The sequence below is a fragment of the Shewanella zhangzhouensis genome (genome assembly GCF_019457615.1).
Lineage (GTDB): Bacteria > Pseudomonadota > Gammaproteobacteria > Enterobacterales > Shewanellaceae > Shewanella > Shewanella zhangzhouensis.
Map to the genome: position 1 here is coordinate 4,326,905 of NZ_CP080414.1, position 16,294 is coordinate 4,343,198.

Genomic DNA, 16,294 nt, shown 5'->3' on the forward strand with positions numbered 1-16,294 from the left:
AGATTGTAGCCCCGGCTTATATGGCACCCGGGAATTTTGTCGACTAGATCTCACTGTACGCCATCCGGAATAGGTAAGCCTTGGTGGTCAATGAATCAACAAACTGCTAATTTGTTCAGCAATACAAAAAGATAATAACGAGTAGAACATGTCATTTCTGTCGATTTTCGCCTCCCTTGGCCGGGCACTTTGTTACTGCATCTGCCTCTCGCTGCCCCTCACTGCACACGCTGCCTCTTTGGAGGCCTATCTGGGCTATCCCCTGGGGGAGTGGCACATCAGACACGATCAGGTGAATGGCTTCCTGGAAAAACTGGCCGCCGATAATCCCAGAGTCTCGCTGGAGGATACGGGCTACAGCCATGAAAGGCGCAGGCAACTGACAGCGGTAATTACCTCACCGGCCAATCAGGCCAGGCTCGATGAGATTCTGGCCGAAAGGGCCCAGGTCAAACAGGGCAAAGCGCAGCCAATGTTGGTGATATGGCTGGCCTATTCAATTCATGGCGATGAAGCCAGTGGAGCCCATGCCGCTTTGGCAGTGGCGCAACATTTGGCAATGAGCCAGGAGAGCTGGATTACCGAGCTGCTCAGCCAGAGTGTGGTGCTTATCACCCCCAGCCAAAACCCTGATGGACTCGACCGTTTTGCCAACTGGTCCAACAGCTACCGTGGGATAGCCGTGCCTGTGGCCGATGAAAACCACAAGGAGCACAATCAAAACTGGCCTGCCGGACGCTATAACCATTTTCTCGCCGACCTCAACCGTGACTGGTTGTTTTTACGTCATCCGGAGAGCCGCGGCCGGGTCGCGTTACTCCACAGGTGGCAACCCCAGTATGTGGGGGACTTCCACGAAATGGGTCACAACCAAAGCTACTTTTTCCAACCCGGCGTTCCCGAGCGTACTCACCCACTGACAGAACAACGAAACCAGCAACTGACTGAGAAGTTAGCCAACTTTTATCGCCAGGCACTGGATGCCAAGCAGCAGGCCTATTTCAGTCGGCAGGGATTCGATGACTTCTTCTATGGCAAAGGCTCTACCTATCCGGACATCAACGGCGCTGTGGGGGTACTGTTCGAGCAGGCCAGCGCCCGTGGTCAGGTGCAGGACTCGCAATACGGTGGCATCAGCCTGGCTGAGGCCATCGATAATCAGTTCACGACTTCAGTGGCGGCCCTCAAAGGTGCTAACCAACTCCGTCAGGAACTCATCGACTTTCAGCACGATTTTTACGCTGGCAAAGGCCGGGTGGGAAAACAGGGGCGGCTGATCTCGACCCAGGGAGACAGACAGCGACTGCTCACATTGGCCGAACTCCTTCGTGACCATGGCGTGGTTTACCGCTACCTGACGCAGGATATGAAAGAAGGCAAACAGATATTCGCCGCAGCTGATAGTGTGTTTATTCCCAACGAACAACCTCAATCTGTATTGGTAGAAGCCCTGTTTGAACGACGTACCCGATTTGAAGACCCCACTTTCTACGATGTCAGCGCCTGGGATCTGGGCAGCGCCTTCAATCTGGTCATCGCAGAGAACATGCGGCCTGCCGGGAACCAGCTCAGCACAGGTGCGCCAGCGTTTGGGCAGCAGGCACTGCCAGAAGACACGGTAGCCCTGCTCATCGACTGGCAACAGAGCGGCGCAGCCTCTTTGTTGGCGCAGCTTCACCGGGATGGCATAGCCGTCAGGGCCTCGGTAAAACCCTTTACTCCCGTTGCCAGTGACCGTGCGTTTGCCGCCGGCACCCTGATGATAAGCACAGCCCAGCAGCAAATGACGCGGGACGTATTGCTGCCTTATCTTGCTAACCTTGCCAGGCAATATGAGGTCCGCCTGTTCCCGGTCGCCTCATTCGCTTCCGCCAAAGGCATTGATCTCGGCAGTGGTGACTTTGTTCCACTCAAGCCAGTGAATGCCTTATTGGTCAGCGGTCGTGGCACCGATGCCACCGAGGTGGGGGAAATCTGGCGTTATTTGGATCTGGAGCTGAAACAGGGCGTAACCCTGGTGGACTCAGACAGACTGGCACGGACTAGCCTTAACCGTTACAGCCATATACTGCTGGCAGACGGAAATTATGATCACCTGGACGACGCACTTGGACGCAAGCTCAGTGAGTTTGCCGAGCAGGGCGGCGTCATTGTGGCTCAGAAGCGGGCGCTCATTTGGCTCAATAAGCACAACCTGCTCAGAAACACGGTTTTGGAGGAAGGGTTCTACAAGCAGCAGTTTTCCACGGCTGGGCTTGGTTTTGATGACAAAGAGGCCCTGCGCGCCCGCCAGGCCATTGGTGGTGCCATACTCAACTGGCAACTGGATCCGGCTCATCCACTGGCGTTCGGTATTCCCTCTGCCACTGTAGCCGTGATGAAAAATGAAGTTCTGGGGTTATCCGACACCAGCGAGCCCTTCGTTATCGCCGCACGCTATCCACAAAACCCGCTGATCTCAGGCTACCTCTCTGGCGAATACCAAAGGGCATTCGGCCTGAGCAATACCCTCCTGGCAGAACCCAGGGGTAAGGGTGTTGTGGTGGGAACAACAGATAACCTGCTGTTTCGCAACATCTGGCTCGGTACCGAAAAAATCTACGCCAATGCGCTCTACCTGTTACCGGCAGCCATGAGCCGCTAACCGAACGTGTCCAGCAGCCCGGGGGCTTCCGCCCGGGCAAGACACCACACCTGAACCCTGACGCCCTGATGTTGCAACATGGCGGCGATTTCATTGGCCGTGCTGCCGGTGGTGACTACATCGTCCACCAAGGCCACTGAACCCTGATGGCAGTTGCCGGTGAGTTCAAAGGCGCCCAATAAATTCTTGCGCCGTGCCTTACCGGTAAGACCAGCCTGAGGCTGGGTATCACGCCGTCGCTGTAACAGGTCATCGCACAGGGGAATCCCACTGAGCTTTGAAAGCGAGAGAGCAATTTCATAGGCCTGATTAAAGCCACGGGTTTTAAGGCGTTTGGGGTGAAGGGGAACTGGCAGGAGTAAAGAGACCGGGGGGATTTCGCCCTCCTCTTTCAGTTGAGTCACTCTGGCCATCAGGGCACGGCACAATACATCCAGCGCTGCAAATTGCCCCTGATATTTAATGGCAGCAATACTGGCTCCCAGACCCTGATGGTAACTGCAGGGCGCGATAACGGGCAGCGCGTCCAACACCCGGCAGGCACCACAAAAGGCGCCGTCATTAACCAGGCTGCGACCACAACCCAGGCACACGGGGCCGCAATACAGACAGCGTTGCAGGCACAGGCTGCATACACCGGTTCCGTCAATGACCGTTTGGTGGCACAGCAGGCAGCGGTTGGGTAAACTCTGGGCCAAGGTGGTAACGACATACGTCCATGCTCGGCGCCACACGGATACTTCATCCATGGCATCATCCCTGACTAGAGGCACAAGTGACACAAGGTTCACAGGCACATATCCATATCGACACCCATGGCACGGGTAAAAACCTGGTCATTCTCCACGGCTGGGGCATGAACGCGGCGGTGTTTACGCCCCTGATGGGTGCCTTCCCCGAGTATAGGCTGCACTGCCCTGACCTGCCGGGATTCGGCCATAGCACTGTGTCTGGCGATACTCTGGATGACTGGGTCGATACCCTGATGCTGGCCCTGCCCGAGCAGATGGTGCTTGCGGGTTGGTCCCTCGGTGGTCTTGTGGCAACCAGAGCCGCGCTGCGTTATCCCCAAAGAGTAGAGGCGCTGATGACCATAGCCTCATCCCCCTGTTTTATGGCGCGGGAGGAAGAAAGCTGGCCCGGCATTCCACCCCAGGTGTTGTCGCAATTCGGCGCAGAGCTTGGCAAAGATCTGCCCAAAACCATAGAACGCTTTCTCGCTATCCAGGCCATGGGCAGCGAAACGGCAAGGGAAGACATCAAGCGCCTGCGGGATCTGGTGCTGTCACGCCCCCTGCCCCAGCAAGTGGCGTTGGATCAAGGGCTGAACATGTTAAAAGACGTGGATTTACGCCCCGAGCTGGCAACCCTGAGCCAACCCTGGTTGAGAGTGTGGGGACGCCTCGACGGGCTGGTGCCCAAGCGGGTCATGCCGGCCATGCCAAGCCCCGCCGGAGCCTGCGAGGACCTGATGCTCGCCAAAGCGTCCCATGCCCCGTTCTTTTCTCACCCATCCGAATTTGTGACCGGGGTGAAAGACTGGCTCTCCCGGCTTTAATCTGCTCAAACGAGAGGTTATTATTTAATCATCCTGTTTTTGGAGTGAGCCATGCTGGTTGTAACCAACTACCCTCAAGTGCCCTTAGCAACGAGCAATGTTGCGACGGACAGCGCGCGGGTAGAAAACCAGCAGCGCCCACCCATAGTGCCGCCACCTCAGTTGACCAAGGGGCACGAAGAGAGAGCCTTTAATCCGCAAAATGAACGCACTGCCGACGAGCCCCAGGTTCAGGCCAGGCTGCAAAAGCGGGTAGAAGAGAAACAGCAACAACATCAGCAGCAACAGCATAAAGACGCCGAGCAGCAATCACAGCAGGCGTTACCCCGGCCGCTGAAACGCCCCGCCAAAACCGCAGGCGCCCTCAGCCGCAGTGACCTTAGAGTAAAAAACCAGCCACAGGAACCGAGGCACCCGCTGGGGAGCAAAACGGCTTCTCCGGAAGCCGGGCACCCCGACAGCTTTTATCGTGCCATCGCATCCCATGTAGACAGCTTTTATCATCACACCAGCGAGCCCAGGGCGGAAAGTACCCTCTCCTCCTGGGTGTGATCACTCCTGCCTGAATAATCCTTTCTGATAGGCAAGACTTCCCCACAAAGCCCAGGCCAAGGCGGTTTTTTGCATACTCTTGGGCTGTTGACTGGGCAGCAAGCTGCCATCTTCCGGTTGATAGGTAAAACCTTCTGGGTCGCGCTCCGGTTGCAGGATCACCAAATCCTGACCGCGCATATAGGCAAAGTTTTTGTCGTACTGCATCAGCGCCCGCCCCGGCCAATCTTCTGGCATGCGGGTCAGATCTTTCCCCAGCATGGGGTAGCGGCCAGAAACGCCGATAAGCGATAACAGGGTCGGGGCCAAATCGATTTGGCTTACCACCCGCGGGTCGCGCTTGGGCGCCACGCCGTCTGCAATGATAAGACCGGGAATACGAAAGCGATTTACCGGCACCAGATTGGCACCGCCAACACGACTGTCGTGATCCGCCACCACCATAAATACCGTGTCCTTCCAGTAGTCGGCATTTTTGGCGAGCTTGAAGAACTCACCGATGGCGAAGTCGGCATACTTGGCGGCGTTATTACGGGTTTGCTTGGGCTGCTCATAGAGTTCGATGCGATCATCGGGAAACTCGAAGGGATCGTGGTTACTTGAGCTGAACACCAGACTGAAGAAGGGCGTGCCCTGCTGATGCAGGCGTTTGAACTCGCTGTCGGCGCGGCGCATCAGGTCTTCATCGGATACACCCCAACTGCCCACGAAGGCCGGATTCTGGTAGTCATCCTGGTCAACAATACGGCCAAAGCCATTGCCCAGGAAGAAGCTGCGCATATTGTCAAAATGGCTTTCACCGCCATAGATAAACGAGGTGTCGTACCCCTGGCGGCGTAAGAAATCCGCAATGGTGAAAAAGCCCTGTTGACTCTTGCCCAGTTTAACTACGGCTCTGGCGGGCGTCGGGGTAAAGCCCGTGGTCACGGCCTCGATACCGCGTACCGAGCGGGTACCTGTGGCGAAGAGGTTATCGAAGTACCAGCCTTCCTGAGACAGGGCATCGAGATTGGGCGTCAATGGCAAACCACCGAGGCTGCCGACAAACCGGGCACCCAGGCTTTCCTGCAGAATAATCACCAGATTGCGGGGCTTGCCCTGATAGGACGCCGGGTTATCCGACAGGCTGGGCAATAGGTCTGAAACAAAACGCTCGGCAGATCTGCCACTGTCCTCGCGCACAGCAGCAATGATTTCTTCGTCCGTCAATTGACCATACATCTTGGCGGCATTTTCTTCCTGGCCCATCTGAGTAATGGCAAACACCAGTGAATAGGCCGAATTCACCGTAAGCGAATTCACCAGAGGATCGTCACAGAAGGCCACCATGGCCGGATTCAGCGGCCTGTGCCCCAGGGTAGAGCGCGCCCCCATCAGGGTCACGACAATTACCAAGAGTGCAAACACGGGTCGCCAGTACCAGCGCGGATAAACCAGATGGGTGGAAAGACGCCCGGATAAACGCCATCCCCCCCAGAGGATCCCAGAGGATGCCAGCAGACCAAACACCAACTCCATTGGCCTGCCACTCCAGAGCATGGACAGAACTTCTTTGGGATAAATCAGGTATTCCACATAGAGGCGATTGGGGCGAATGCCGTATTCCTCGATGAAAGAAGGCGTTGATAATTCAAGAAACAGCATCAGCCACAGGCCAAGCACCAGCCAGCCTCTGAGCAGCACCAGCCACACACGGCCTAAGGCGTGATTACCTGAAAAAATCACTGTGCCCAGGGCGGCAATGCCCCACAGCCAGCACAGGGTGGCAATGTCGACTCGTGCGCCTTGCAACAGCATATGGGTCCATCCCTCAGCTGCTGCCACTCTTTCACTCTGCCACAGACCAAGTCCAATACGGCTTGCCGTCAGGGCAACCATGGCCACCAGGCCAAAAATGGCTATCATCCGCCAAATGCTTTGTGGCGGTTTTGTGCTTCTCATTGTGTTACTCCAAAATCCCGCTCTTGATGGCGGTGTGTCATACGCGGGTTGTATGATACAGAACGACAACAAAAGTTCATGAAAGATTCACACAATTTTTCGATTTGATCCGAAAAAGCAAAAAACGCGGCCAGAGCCGCGTTTTCAATGGATTGAAGCTAATGCTTATTTCTTCATTTTGGCAAAGGCATCTGCAAACGCATTGCCCATGGCCGCATTGATAGCCTGAGGCTTCTGGGGTTTGGACTGGGGCTTGCCACCCTTGGTTTGGGGAGCTCTGGCGGCAGGCGCCTTGCCCTTAGCGGCCTGTGCTGGCTGAGGTTTTTCATCGAGCCGCATCGACAAGCCGATACGCTTGCGCTCAACGTCCACCTCCATCACTTTCACCTTCACCACATCTCCGGCTTTCACCACGGTATGGGGGTCACTGACAAACTTGTCCGACAGGGAAGAGATGTGCACCAGACCGTCCTGATGCACGCCCACATCCACAAAGGCACCGAAATTGGTCACGTTGGTCACCACGCCTTCGAGGATCATCTCCGGCTTGAGGTCACGGATTTCGGTCACGCCCTCTTTAAAGTGCGCCGTTTTGAACTCGCCACGGGGGTCTCGGCCGGGTTTGTCCAATTCCTTGAGGATATCTGTCACCGTGGGTAAACCAAATGCGTCTGTAACAAAATCACCGGCCTTCAGGGTACGGATAAGCTCGGTATTGCCGATGAGGTTAGTGAGCGGCACTTCACGGGTTTGGGCAATAGTCTCCACCAACGAATAGGCTTCGGGGTGCACTGCCGACGCATCGAGGGGGTTATCACCCTCGCGGATACGCAAAAAGCCGGCGGCCTGCTCAAAGGCTTTGGGCCCGAGTCGTGGCACCTTGAGTAATTCTTTACGGGTCTTGAACTGGCCGTGCTCGTCGCGGTAATCCACCAGATTTTTGGCCAGTGTCTTGTTCAGGCCAGACACCTGGCTGAGCAGGGGAACAGACGCCATGTTAACGTCCACACCCACACTGTTTACGCAGTCTTCAACCACGGCTTCCAGCGACTGGGACAGTTGGCTCTGGCTCACATCGTGTTGATACTGGCCCACGCCGATGGACTTGGGCTCAATCTTGACCAACTCAGCCAGCGGGTCCTGCAAACGACGGGCGATGGACACGGCGCCGCGGATGGACACGTCCAAATCCGGGAATTCATTGGCCGCAAGCTCAGACGCTGAGTAAACGGACGCACCCGCCTCGCTAACCATGACCTTGGTCAGCGTTGGGTGATGTTCTTTGACCGCCGCAATCAGTTCGGCCGCCAACTTATCGGTTTCACGGGAGGCAGTGCCATTGCCCACGGCAATCAGCTCCACCTTGTGCATGCTCACCAGGTTAGCCAGGGTTCGCAGCGACTTATCCCATTGATTTTGTGGCTCGTGAGGGAAAATAGTGGTGTGAGCCACCAGCTTGCCGGTGTCGTTCACCACAGCCACCTTCACGCCGGTTCTCAGCCCCGGGTCCAGCCCCATGGTCGCCTTGGAACCGGCCGGCGCCGCCATCAGCAGATCGTGCAGGTTACGGGCAAATACCTTGATGGCATCGTCTTCGGCCTGTTCACGCAAGCGGGAAATAAACTCGGTTTCCATCTGCAGCGCCACCTTGATACGCCAGGTGCCGGTAACCACTGTCTTGAGCCACTTATCGGCCTCGCTGTCGCCAAGGGTCAACCCCAAATGGTTGGCAATGATAACCTCACAATAACTGCCACTGCCGGGCTCTGAGTCCGGGTCGGCAATCATGCTCAGGCTGAGAATGCCCTCATTGCGACCACGCAACATGGCCAGCGCCCTGTGGGAGGGGACTTTGGCCAGCAGCTCGCTGTGTTCAAAGTAATCCCTGAACTTGGCCCCTTCTTTTTCTTTGCCTTCAATCACCTTGCTTTGCAGCACTGCCACCCCCGACAGGTGTTCACGCACCTTGCGAATAAGCTCGGCATCTTCGGCAAAACGTTCCATCAGAATGTAGCGCGCACCGTCGAGCACGGCGCGGCTGTCAGCAAAACCAGCTTCGGTATTGATAAAGGCAGCGGCTTCAGCCTCGGGATTTGCAGGCCGCTGTTGCAGCAAGAGGTTCGCCAGCGGCTCGATTCCGGCTTCGATGGCAATCTGCCCCTTGGTGCGGCGCTTGGGCTTATAAGGTAAATAGAGATCTTCAAGGCGGGTCTTGCTGTCAGCCCCCAGAATAGCGGCCTTGAGTTCGGGGCTCAGTTTGCCCTGAGCGTCGATGGAGGAGAGGATCACGTCCCTGCGGTCATTCAGCTCACGCAAATAACCAAGACGGCTGTGCAGAGTACGCAGTTGGGTGTCATCCAGCCCCCCTGTCACTTCTTTACGATAGCGGGCCACGAAGGGAACCGTGGCACCATCATCCAGCAGGGTGATGGTTGCAGTGACCTGCGCCTCACGGACATTCAGTTCATCGGCAATGATCCGCGCAATATTCGATGTCATCTGTTTTACTCGTACGTCTTAAGTGTCAATAAACACATGAAAGGATCGGCTGTGGCCCAAGAGTATCACGGCCACCCCGCAGTTTCATGCCGGGTGGCCTGCCATGCCGCGTTTTGCCTGCGACCTAAGCTTCCATTCCATCAAAGGGTTGATAGCGAATCTCGTTGATAAACCATTCTTTTCGCCCTGAAGGGGTTTGTACCACCACTTCATCGTCCACCTGTTTGCCGATGAGGGCTCTGGCCATGGGCGAATCTATGGTGATATAGCCCTTTTTGGTGTCTATTTCATCCTTGCCAACAATGCGGTAGCGCACCACAGCCCCTTCATCATTTTCCAGCTCCACCCAGGCGCCAAAGAAGACCTTGCCTTCCTGTTGGGGCGAATAGTCAACGATTTTAAGTACTTCAAGACGTTTGATGAGATAGCGCACCCGGCTGTCTATTTGCCTGAGCAGGCGCTTGTTGTAGGTGTAATCGGCGTTCTCGGAGCGATCGCCCTGGGCTGCCGCTTCCTGCACCTTGAGGGTGATTTCGGGACGGTATTCCTTCCACAGGTACTTGAGCTCTTTGTCCAGAGCTTCCCAGCCCTTGCGGGTAATGAGATGGGCTTTTTCTGTCATGGATATCTTGCATGGCCAACAAATCTTGAGACAGGGTTCCAGAACCTTGACTGGCTTTCAAGCCCTGTGGTGTTCAGATGATTATTGAATGTTACAAAGTCCCGGGTGCTTTTTGCGTACAAAGTGGCTAAATTTAGGATATTCGGTCACTTTTTCGGTTAAGATTCCGAAAACTTGCGTGCCAATTTGAGGGGAAGGATACATGGGACAGGAAACCTCCAAGATTCTGGTCGTTGATGATGATATGAGACTCAGAGCCCTGCTGGAGCGCTATCTGGTGGAGCAGGGATTTCAGGTCAGGGCAGCTGCCAATGCCGAGCAAATGGACCGGCTGCTGGAGCGCGAGAATTTTCATTTGCTGGTATTGGATTTGATGCTGCCCGGTGAGGATGGCCTGTCTATTTGCCGGCGTCTGCGTCAGACCGGCAGCCCCCTGCCCATCATCATGCTTACCGCCAAAGGCGATGAAGTCGACCGCATTATCGGCCTTGAGCTGGGAGCCGACGATTACCTGCCCAAACCCTTTAATCCACGGGAACTGCTGGCCCGCATCAAAGCCGTGATGCGCCGTCAGACCCAGGAAATCCCCGGTGCACCGGCGCAGCAGGAAGAAGAAGTGGGTTTTGGTGAGTTTCATCTCAATCTGGCGACCCGCGAAATGTATCGCGGTGACGAGTCCATTGCGCTCACCAGCGGTGAGTTTGCCGTGCTCAAGGTATTGGTGACACATCCACGTGAACCCCTCTCCCGGGATAAGCTGATGAACCTGGCGCGGGGCCGCGATTATTCGGCACTGGAGCGCTCCATCGACGTGCAGGTGTCCCGCCTTCGACGCCTGATTGAAAAAGATCCCGCCAATCCAAGGTATATCCAAACCGTGTGGGGCCTGGGGTATGTGTTTGTACCCGACGGCAGCGCCCGTCGTTAAGCCCGGAGCCGGATCATGAAACTTCGCTGGTGGCAGCGCTTGCTGCCCCGCAGCGCCTTCAGTCAAACCGTGATGCTGATAGGCTGTTTACTGTTGATTAATCAGCTGTTTTCCTATGTGTCTGTGGCGCTTTACGTCATCAAACCCAGCTATCAGCAAATCAACCAGCTCATTGCCAGGCAAATCAATTTTCTGTTTACCGAAGAGGCGGTCATTGGCCGCGAATACCTGAGTCTGGTGGATGCCCTCAATGCCAAGGTCGGCGATGGCAGCATGCACGTTTTCAACCAAAAGCAGGCCAAGGAAGCCGGAATAGACAACGCCACCTATTACGGGTTGCTGTCGAATCAGATGTCAGAATACCTCGGCGGCAATGCGGAAGTCCGCATCACCCAGGGCGAGACAGTGCAAATTTGGATCCGCCCGCCACAGGCACCCAGTGTTTGGATACGGGTACCCCTGTCGAGTTTCAACGAACTGGAAATGTCGCTGCTGACCCTGTACCTGATGGTCATTGGCGCGCTCAGTGTGGCCGGTGGCTGGCTGTTTGCCCGCCGCCAGAGCAAGCCCCTCAAGGCACTGCAGAAGGCGGCCATCAATGTGTCGCGGGGAGAATACCCCGAAGCCATTCCCCCTGCCGGCTCCAGCGAAATTGTGGAAGTGACCCACGCCTTTAACCAGATGGCCCACAGCATGCGGATGCTGGAGCAGGACAGGGCACTGATGATGGCGGGTATCTCCCACGATCTGCGCACTCCCCTCACCCGCATTCGTCTGGCCTCGGAAATGATGGTAGATGAGGATGCCTACCTCAGAGATGGCATCATCGCCGACATCGATGATATGAACGCCATCATCAATCAGTTCATCGCCTATATACGCCAGGATCAGGAAGCAGTATGGGAGAAAGCCGATATCAATCAGTTGGTAAGCGAGTATGCCCAGGCCGAGTCCAAACGAGATGGGGTAATTGAGCTGGCACTCGGCTCCTGTCAGGCGATCCCGGTGCAGGTTATCGCCATCAAACGGGTACTGGGTAATCTGGTGGAAAACGCCTTCCGCTACGGTCGGGGCTGGATACGCATCTCAACCCGAATGGAAAAGTCGGCCTTGGTACTGACGGTGGAAGACAACGGCCCCGGCATTCCTGTTGATCAAATCCCCAAACTCTTTCAACCCTTTACCCAGGGCGACATGGCCCGCGGCAGTCTGGGCTCAGGTCTGGGGCTGGCCATTATCAAGCGAATCGTGGACAGGCATCAGGGCAAGGTGAAACTCAGCAACCGGGTTGAAGGCGGTCTGAAAGCAGAGGTATTTTTACCGCTGGAATAAGTCAGCTTCATAAAATTGTCATCCAACCGTCATAAGCTGATGAAAATCGGCCTTAAACGTGAATCCGGATGAAAATCTCGACCCTGTCTCTGGGCGCATCTGCCCTGCTGTTGGTACTGGCAAGCCTGATGGCCGCCACCCTGTTGTGGACCAGCAATCAGCGTCAGCAACTGGAATTTCAAACCAGCGAACTCAATCGACTGCAGCAGCATTTTGTAATTGATGTCAGGCGCTTACTGGAATCATACCTCACAAGTGGCGATGCCAGTCGTTTGGAGGCCGCCCGCAATCAATTGGCCGACATGAGCACATCGCTGACAGTATTGGAGCCCTCCCAGGCCGAATCGCTGGCAAGCCGACTCGACACCTTTGGCAGCGAACTCGATGGCAAATACCGCGCAGCCGGCAAACTGGCCGGTAATCCACGCCAGTTGTTGTCCCACGCCGAGACGGAGCTGCTCGACTTTAACCGCCTTTTGGCCGCCTATGCCCGTGAAGGCCTGGAAACTTCGCCCGATAAGGCGAGCCAACTCCTTGCACTCACTGCCGAACTGCCACCACTGGTTTATGGATTATCTCAGCAAACCCACGGCTATCTTATTGACAAAGATACTCGCCTGAAGGGCATTCTGGATTCGAGTCTGGACAGCCTCGAACAATGGCGCGCCGCGCTCACCAACGCCCCCTTGCTTGGTCTGCTGGAGACCATAGATGAAGATGCCCTGATGCCCGGCGAAGAACCTCCACCGGCACAGGACAGGGCCGAAAGCCTGATAGCCGAACTCGACAGTCTCAGCGGACGCTACCGCCGTGAAATAGACAATACCCACAAGCTGCTGACCGACAACCAACAAACCCAGGCAGCACTGCGATCTGCCATCGCCGATACCGAAAGCCTGCTGCTCGCCATGGTTGACGAGCAGCATCTACGCAGCCAACACCTCAAGCAACAAATGCAGCTTATTCTCTATGCCATGGCAGCGGCGCTGGCTATCTATGCGTTCTTCTATCTGGTGATACAACAAAAAAGGGTGGTCAAGCCGCTAAAACGGCTCAATCAGGCCTTTATGCAACTCACTGAAACCGGCCAGCGGCAGCAACTGGATGTCCGCAGCCGCTGTGAAACCGGCCAGATAGCTGGCCACTTTAACCGCTTGCTGCAGCGCTTCGAGGTGGAAGACGAGGCCCAGCGACACAGGATCAGCGGGATTTCTGCCACCCTCGACCAGCTCAGACGCCAAATCGCCGACATGGCCAACAGTGCCGAGGCCACGGGTGAGATTGTCACCCAGGCGCGGGAACGCACGGAAGAATTAAGAATGCTGGCCAGTGAGGTCAGCGACAATTCCACCCGTGTGGCCAGCGACGCCAATACCACGGTGGAACGCATGACGCAAAGTCAGGCAGGTGCGGAAGAAATGCTGAGCGCCATCAAGGAAACCCGTGGCGCCGTTGAGGACTGTAATAGCTCGCTGCTGAGCCTGAATGGTTCCGTGAGTAAGGTCGCGGGCATCATAGATGTGATTGGAAATATCGCCGAACAAACCAACCTGCTGGCCCTCAACGCCGCCATCGAGGCTGCCAGAGCCGGAGAACAGGGACGCGGTTTTGCCGTGGTGGCCGATGAGGTACGCAGCCTGTCTCAGCGCACGCAGGTTTCGCTCAAGGAAATCCAGAATATTCTGGGTGAACTCAAGGGCGCCAGCGATCAATTGGCACTGAGGGTGGATGGCATAGACTCAGCCACGGGCACCCAGCAACAAAAAGCCAGCCAGCTGTGGGAAGCGGCCGAGGCCGTGCGTGAACATGCAGGAGTGATGGCGGGCACCGCAGAGGAGGGGCTGAACAATGCCAGAGCCCAAATGCGCTGCCTGGAAGCCTTTAACGATGCCATGACGGCGCTGTTGACCCAATCCAGTCAGGCTGTCAATGAGAGCCAGGCCATCGCCGCCGAAGTTGCCACTCAGGTTTCCGCCATCGAAGACGCCCTGAGTGGCAAAGCACAGGCTTAATAAAGACCCGGCTTAGCCGGGTCTGCAATCTCAGAGCGCCGCCAACACTACTTCGGCCTTGCTCACCTCGAAGGCTTTGGGCGCTTCAACGTTCAGCAGGGTTACCACGCCATTATCTACCACCATGGCGTAGCGCTGTGAACGTACGCCGCCGAATGCCCCGGTGTCCATGGTCAGGCCCAATGCCTGGGTAAACTGACCATCGCCGTCGGCCAGCATCTTAATCTCAGCGGCATTCTGGGCATCACCCCAGGCCTTCATTACAAAGGCATCGTTCACGGAAATGCAGGCGATAAAGTCGACACCCTTGGCCTTTATCTCGTCGGCCAGCACCACGTAACCGGGCAGGTGAGCCGCAGAGCAGGTAGGGGTGAAAGCGCCGGGAACGGCAAATACTACGGCTTTTTTGCCGGCAAACAGGCTTTGTACATCATGGTTCACCATGCCATCGGCGGTGAGCTCGGCCAGTTGGCCCGCAGGCAGAAATTGACCTGTAGTGATCATAATAAGCTCCAGAGAGGGATTGTTTTCGTCATGCTACTCCCTTTAAGGCATGACAAACACCGAGAAAAAGCAGGGGCAAAAAACACAAACGGCACCCTGTGGCGCCGTTTGTTACTGAGTTGACCTGCAGGGTCATTATTCTCCCTGTTCAGGAGACTTGTTCCCGGCCTGATTACAGGCATAGGGGTCAACACATGTTGCCGTTTCTGGCTCGCTGCGATAAGCCGACAAGCTCTTGGCATCACCCACCTGCTGGGCAACAGCCTGGCGAAGCAGAGGCTGCATGCCTTCAAGGTTAGTGTCCTGCAGTGTGCCGTTGATATCCTGATAAGTAAGCCAGGCGGCATACGCGAGAATGGCATAGCAAATCTGCCGTTTCATGACAATATCCTTCAATTATTCCGATCTGTTACTCAGGAATAGATTCAGCTCTATTCACGGCGAATTTTGTTCAAAAAAATCAGTACTTTCAATAGCAGTTTTTTTGACCAGTCAAAAATATGGCGAAATAAATTGCGCGCAATATATTAATGGCTTCTTATACAACCAGTTACAAAATCAGATACGTTAAAGAGCACAAAAAATTTTTTTATATTTTTTTTCAGGCATGCTATTCCTGTTGGTTGTTAAAGCAGCACTAACGCCCATAGCAAGCGGGATAGCGCCATAGTAGCGACGGCTTATTTACTCAGAAAAAAGGAAACAAGATGACACCGGAGCAATTGGTGCAAGGGCAGCTGGACGCCTATAACGCCCATGACCTGGACGCCTTTTTACGCTTTTTCAGTGACAAGGTGGCCGTTATCCGTCCACCCGCGTCCAAGCCTGTATTGCAGGGTAAGGCCGAATTTGCTGAGTTTTATCGAAAAGAACGCTTTTGTGTACCCACACTCCATGCCGAAGTCAGCAATCGCATGGTGCTGGGAAATAAAGTGATAGACCATGAGCACATCACAGGGTTAGGCCCCGATGCGTTTGAAGTGGCCGTGGTGTATGAAATTCGAGACGGTCTTATCCAAACCCTGTGGAGCTTTGGCGCAGACAAAATTCAGGGAATCCCCGGCAATGACTGATTTCAGGGTTACCAGCGCACTGTCTGACATGAACATGTCCGTCATCCACGGTTTTTTGCAACATTCCTATTGGGCAAAAGGGATCCCGGAAGCCACATTACGCCGCGCCCTTGAAAACAGTCTCTGTTTCGGGCTCTTCTGCGGAAACGACCAAATCGGCTTTGCGCGTATGATCACCGATAAGGCGACCTTCGCGTATCTGGCCGATGTCTTTGTGCTGGAAAGCCACCGCGGACAAGGTGGCTCCAAAGTACTGATGCAGGCCGTAATGGCGCACCCGGAACTCGCCGGGCTGAGACGTATGATGCTGGCCACCAGCGATGCCCATGGTCTGTATCGTCAGTTTGGTTTTACCGACCTGGGCAACCCGGGGATCATGATGGAGATACACCGCCCGAACGTATACCAGCCCTGATACGCTCAACTTCATGGCGGATTTCGGCCACGTATTTGTCGTCGTAGTCCAAACGTTCAAATTCTTCGAGGCAGGCCAGGTACATCTCCAGCCTGCGCTCTGCGGTCAATGTCGGTAAAAAAAGAAAATCCATTTTCTACATCACATCCATGTGATCACTCGGCATAGGTTGAAGTCTGCAGTTTAGAGCAAAATCTCCACTTTCAGTGGATCC

Annotated in this window: 15 protein-coding genes; 8 read left to right on the forward strand and 7 right to left on the reverse strand. The window is 55.4% G+C overall.

The features are described from left to right. Positions 1–148: 148 nt before the first annotated feature. Positions 149–2,644 (forward strand): M14 family zinc carboxypeptidase, encoded by a 2,496-nt coding sequence (locus K0H63_RS19120; RefSeq protein WP_220066055.1) that lies wholly within the window; start codon positions 149–151, stop codon positions 2,642–2,644. Here the strand turns inward: K0H63_RS19120 and K0H63_RS19125 are convergent. Further along, a complete protein-coding gene (locus K0H63_RS19125) occupies positions 2,641–3,393 on the reverse strand; it encodes a ComFC family protein (protein ID WP_220066056.1) in 753 nt (250 codons plus the stop codon). The genes K0H63_RS19120 and K0H63_RS19125 overlap by 4 nt on opposite strands. A gap of 26 nt (positions 3,394–3,419) precedes the next feature. Here K0H63_RS19125 and bioH point away from each other — a divergent pair, with 26 nt between their 5' ends. After that, positions 3,420–4,202 carry a pimeloyl-ACP methyl ester esterase BioH gene (gene bioH, locus K0H63_RS19130; protein ID WP_220066057.1) on the forward strand — a complete coding sequence of 261 codons (783 nt, stop codon included), beginning with the start codon at positions 3,420–3,422 and terminating at the stop codon, positions 4,200–4,202. A gap of 51 nt (positions 4,203–4,253) precedes the next feature. Next, on the forward strand, positions 4,254–4,754 hold the full coding sequence (locus K0H63_RS19135) for a hypothetical protein (RefSeq protein ID WP_220066058.1): 501 nt from the start codon (positions 4,254–4,256) through the stop codon (positions 4,752–4,754). On the opposite strand, the gene K0H63_RS19140 is transcribed toward K0H63_RS19135, so the two are convergent. The 3 genes from K0H63_RS19140 to greB all read right to left on the reverse strand — a co-directional run bounded on the left by K0H63_RS19140 (position 4,755) and on the right by greB (position 9,816). Next, the gene (locus K0H63_RS19140; protein WP_220066059.1) at positions 4,755–6,695 is read right to left on the reverse strand and encodes an LTA synthase family protein; all 1,941 of its coding nucleotides are present in this window, start codon (positions 6,693–6,695) and stop codon (positions 4,755–4,757) included. A gap of 165 nt (positions 6,696–6,860) precedes the next feature. Continuing rightward, the gene (locus K0H63_RS19145; RefSeq protein ID WP_220066060.1) at positions 6,861–9,194 is read right to left on the reverse strand and encodes a Tex family protein; all 2,334 of its coding nucleotides are present in this window, start codon (positions 9,192–9,194) and stop codon (positions 6,861–6,863) included. 124 nt (positions 9,195–9,318) lie between these two features. Continuing rightward, positions 9,319–9,816, reverse strand: coding sequence for a transcription elongation factor GreB (gene greB / locus K0H63_RS19150; RefSeq protein ID WP_011761615.1), 498 nt, complete (start codon positions 9,814–9,816; stop codon positions 9,319–9,321). Between the two features lie 202 nt (positions 9,817–10,018). Here greB and ompR point away from each other — a divergent pair, with 202 nt between their 5' ends. The 3 genes from ompR to K0H63_RS19165 all read left to right on the forward strand — a co-directional run bounded on the left by ompR (position 10,019) and on the right by K0H63_RS19165 (position 14,088). Then, the gene (gene ompR / locus K0H63_RS19155; RefSeq protein ID WP_011761616.1) at positions 10,019–10,744 is read left to right on the forward strand and encodes an osmolarity response regulator transcription factor OmpR; all 726 of its coding nucleotides are present in this window, start codon (positions 10,019–10,021) and stop codon (positions 10,742–10,744) included. Positions 10,745–10,759: 15 nt separating this feature from the next. Continuing rightward, positions 10,760–12,076 carry a two-component system sensor histidine kinase EnvZ gene (gene envZ, locus K0H63_RS19160; RefSeq protein ID WP_220066061.1) on the forward strand — a complete coding sequence of 439 codons (1,317 nt, stop codon included), beginning with the start codon at positions 10,760–10,762 and terminating at the stop codon, positions 12,074–12,076. A 68-nt stretch (positions 12,077–12,144) separates the two neighbouring features. Further along, the gene (locus tag K0H63_RS19165) at positions 12,145–14,088 is read left to right on the forward strand and encodes a methyl-accepting chemotaxis protein (RefSeq protein WP_220066062.1); all 1,944 of its coding nucleotides are present in this window, start codon (positions 12,145–12,147) and stop codon (positions 14,086–14,088) included. Positions 14,089–14,118: 30 nt separating this feature from the next. On the opposite strand, the gene K0H63_RS19170 is transcribed toward K0H63_RS19165, so the two are convergent. Beyond that, positions 14,119–14,592 (reverse strand): peroxiredoxin, encoded by a 474-nt coding sequence (locus K0H63_RS19170; protein ID WP_220066063.1) that lies wholly within the window; start codon positions 14,590–14,592, stop codon positions 14,119–14,121. Between the two features lie 135 nt (positions 14,593–14,727). After that, entirely contained in the window at positions 14,728–14,973 is a 246-nt protein-coding gene (locus K0H63_RS19175; protein ID WP_220066064.1) for a hypothetical protein, read from the reverse strand. A gap of 326 nt (positions 14,974–15,299) precedes the next feature. Between K0H63_RS19175 and K0H63_RS19180 the strand changes: the two genes are divergently transcribed. After that, positions 15,300–15,665 carry a nuclear transport factor 2 family protein gene (locus tag K0H63_RS19180; RefSeq protein WP_220066065.1) on the forward strand — a complete coding sequence of 122 codons (366 nt, stop codon included), beginning with the start codon at positions 15,300–15,302 and terminating at the stop codon, positions 15,663–15,665. Then, entirely contained in the window at positions 15,658–16,080 is a 423-nt protein-coding gene (locus K0H63_RS19185) for a GNAT family N-acetyltransferase (protein ID WP_220066066.1), read from the forward strand. Before K0H63_RS19180 ends, K0H63_RS19185 begins: the two co-directional genes overlap by 8 nt. Here the strand turns inward: K0H63_RS19185 and K0H63_RS19190 are convergent. Further along, a complete protein-coding gene (locus K0H63_RS19190) occupies positions 16,040–16,213 on the reverse strand; it encodes a hypothetical protein (protein WP_220066067.1) in 174 nt (57 codons plus the stop codon). The two genes, K0H63_RS19185 and K0H63_RS19190, sit on opposite strands and share 41 nt — an antisense overlap. Between the last annotated feature and the right edge of the window lie 81 nt (positions 16,214–16,294).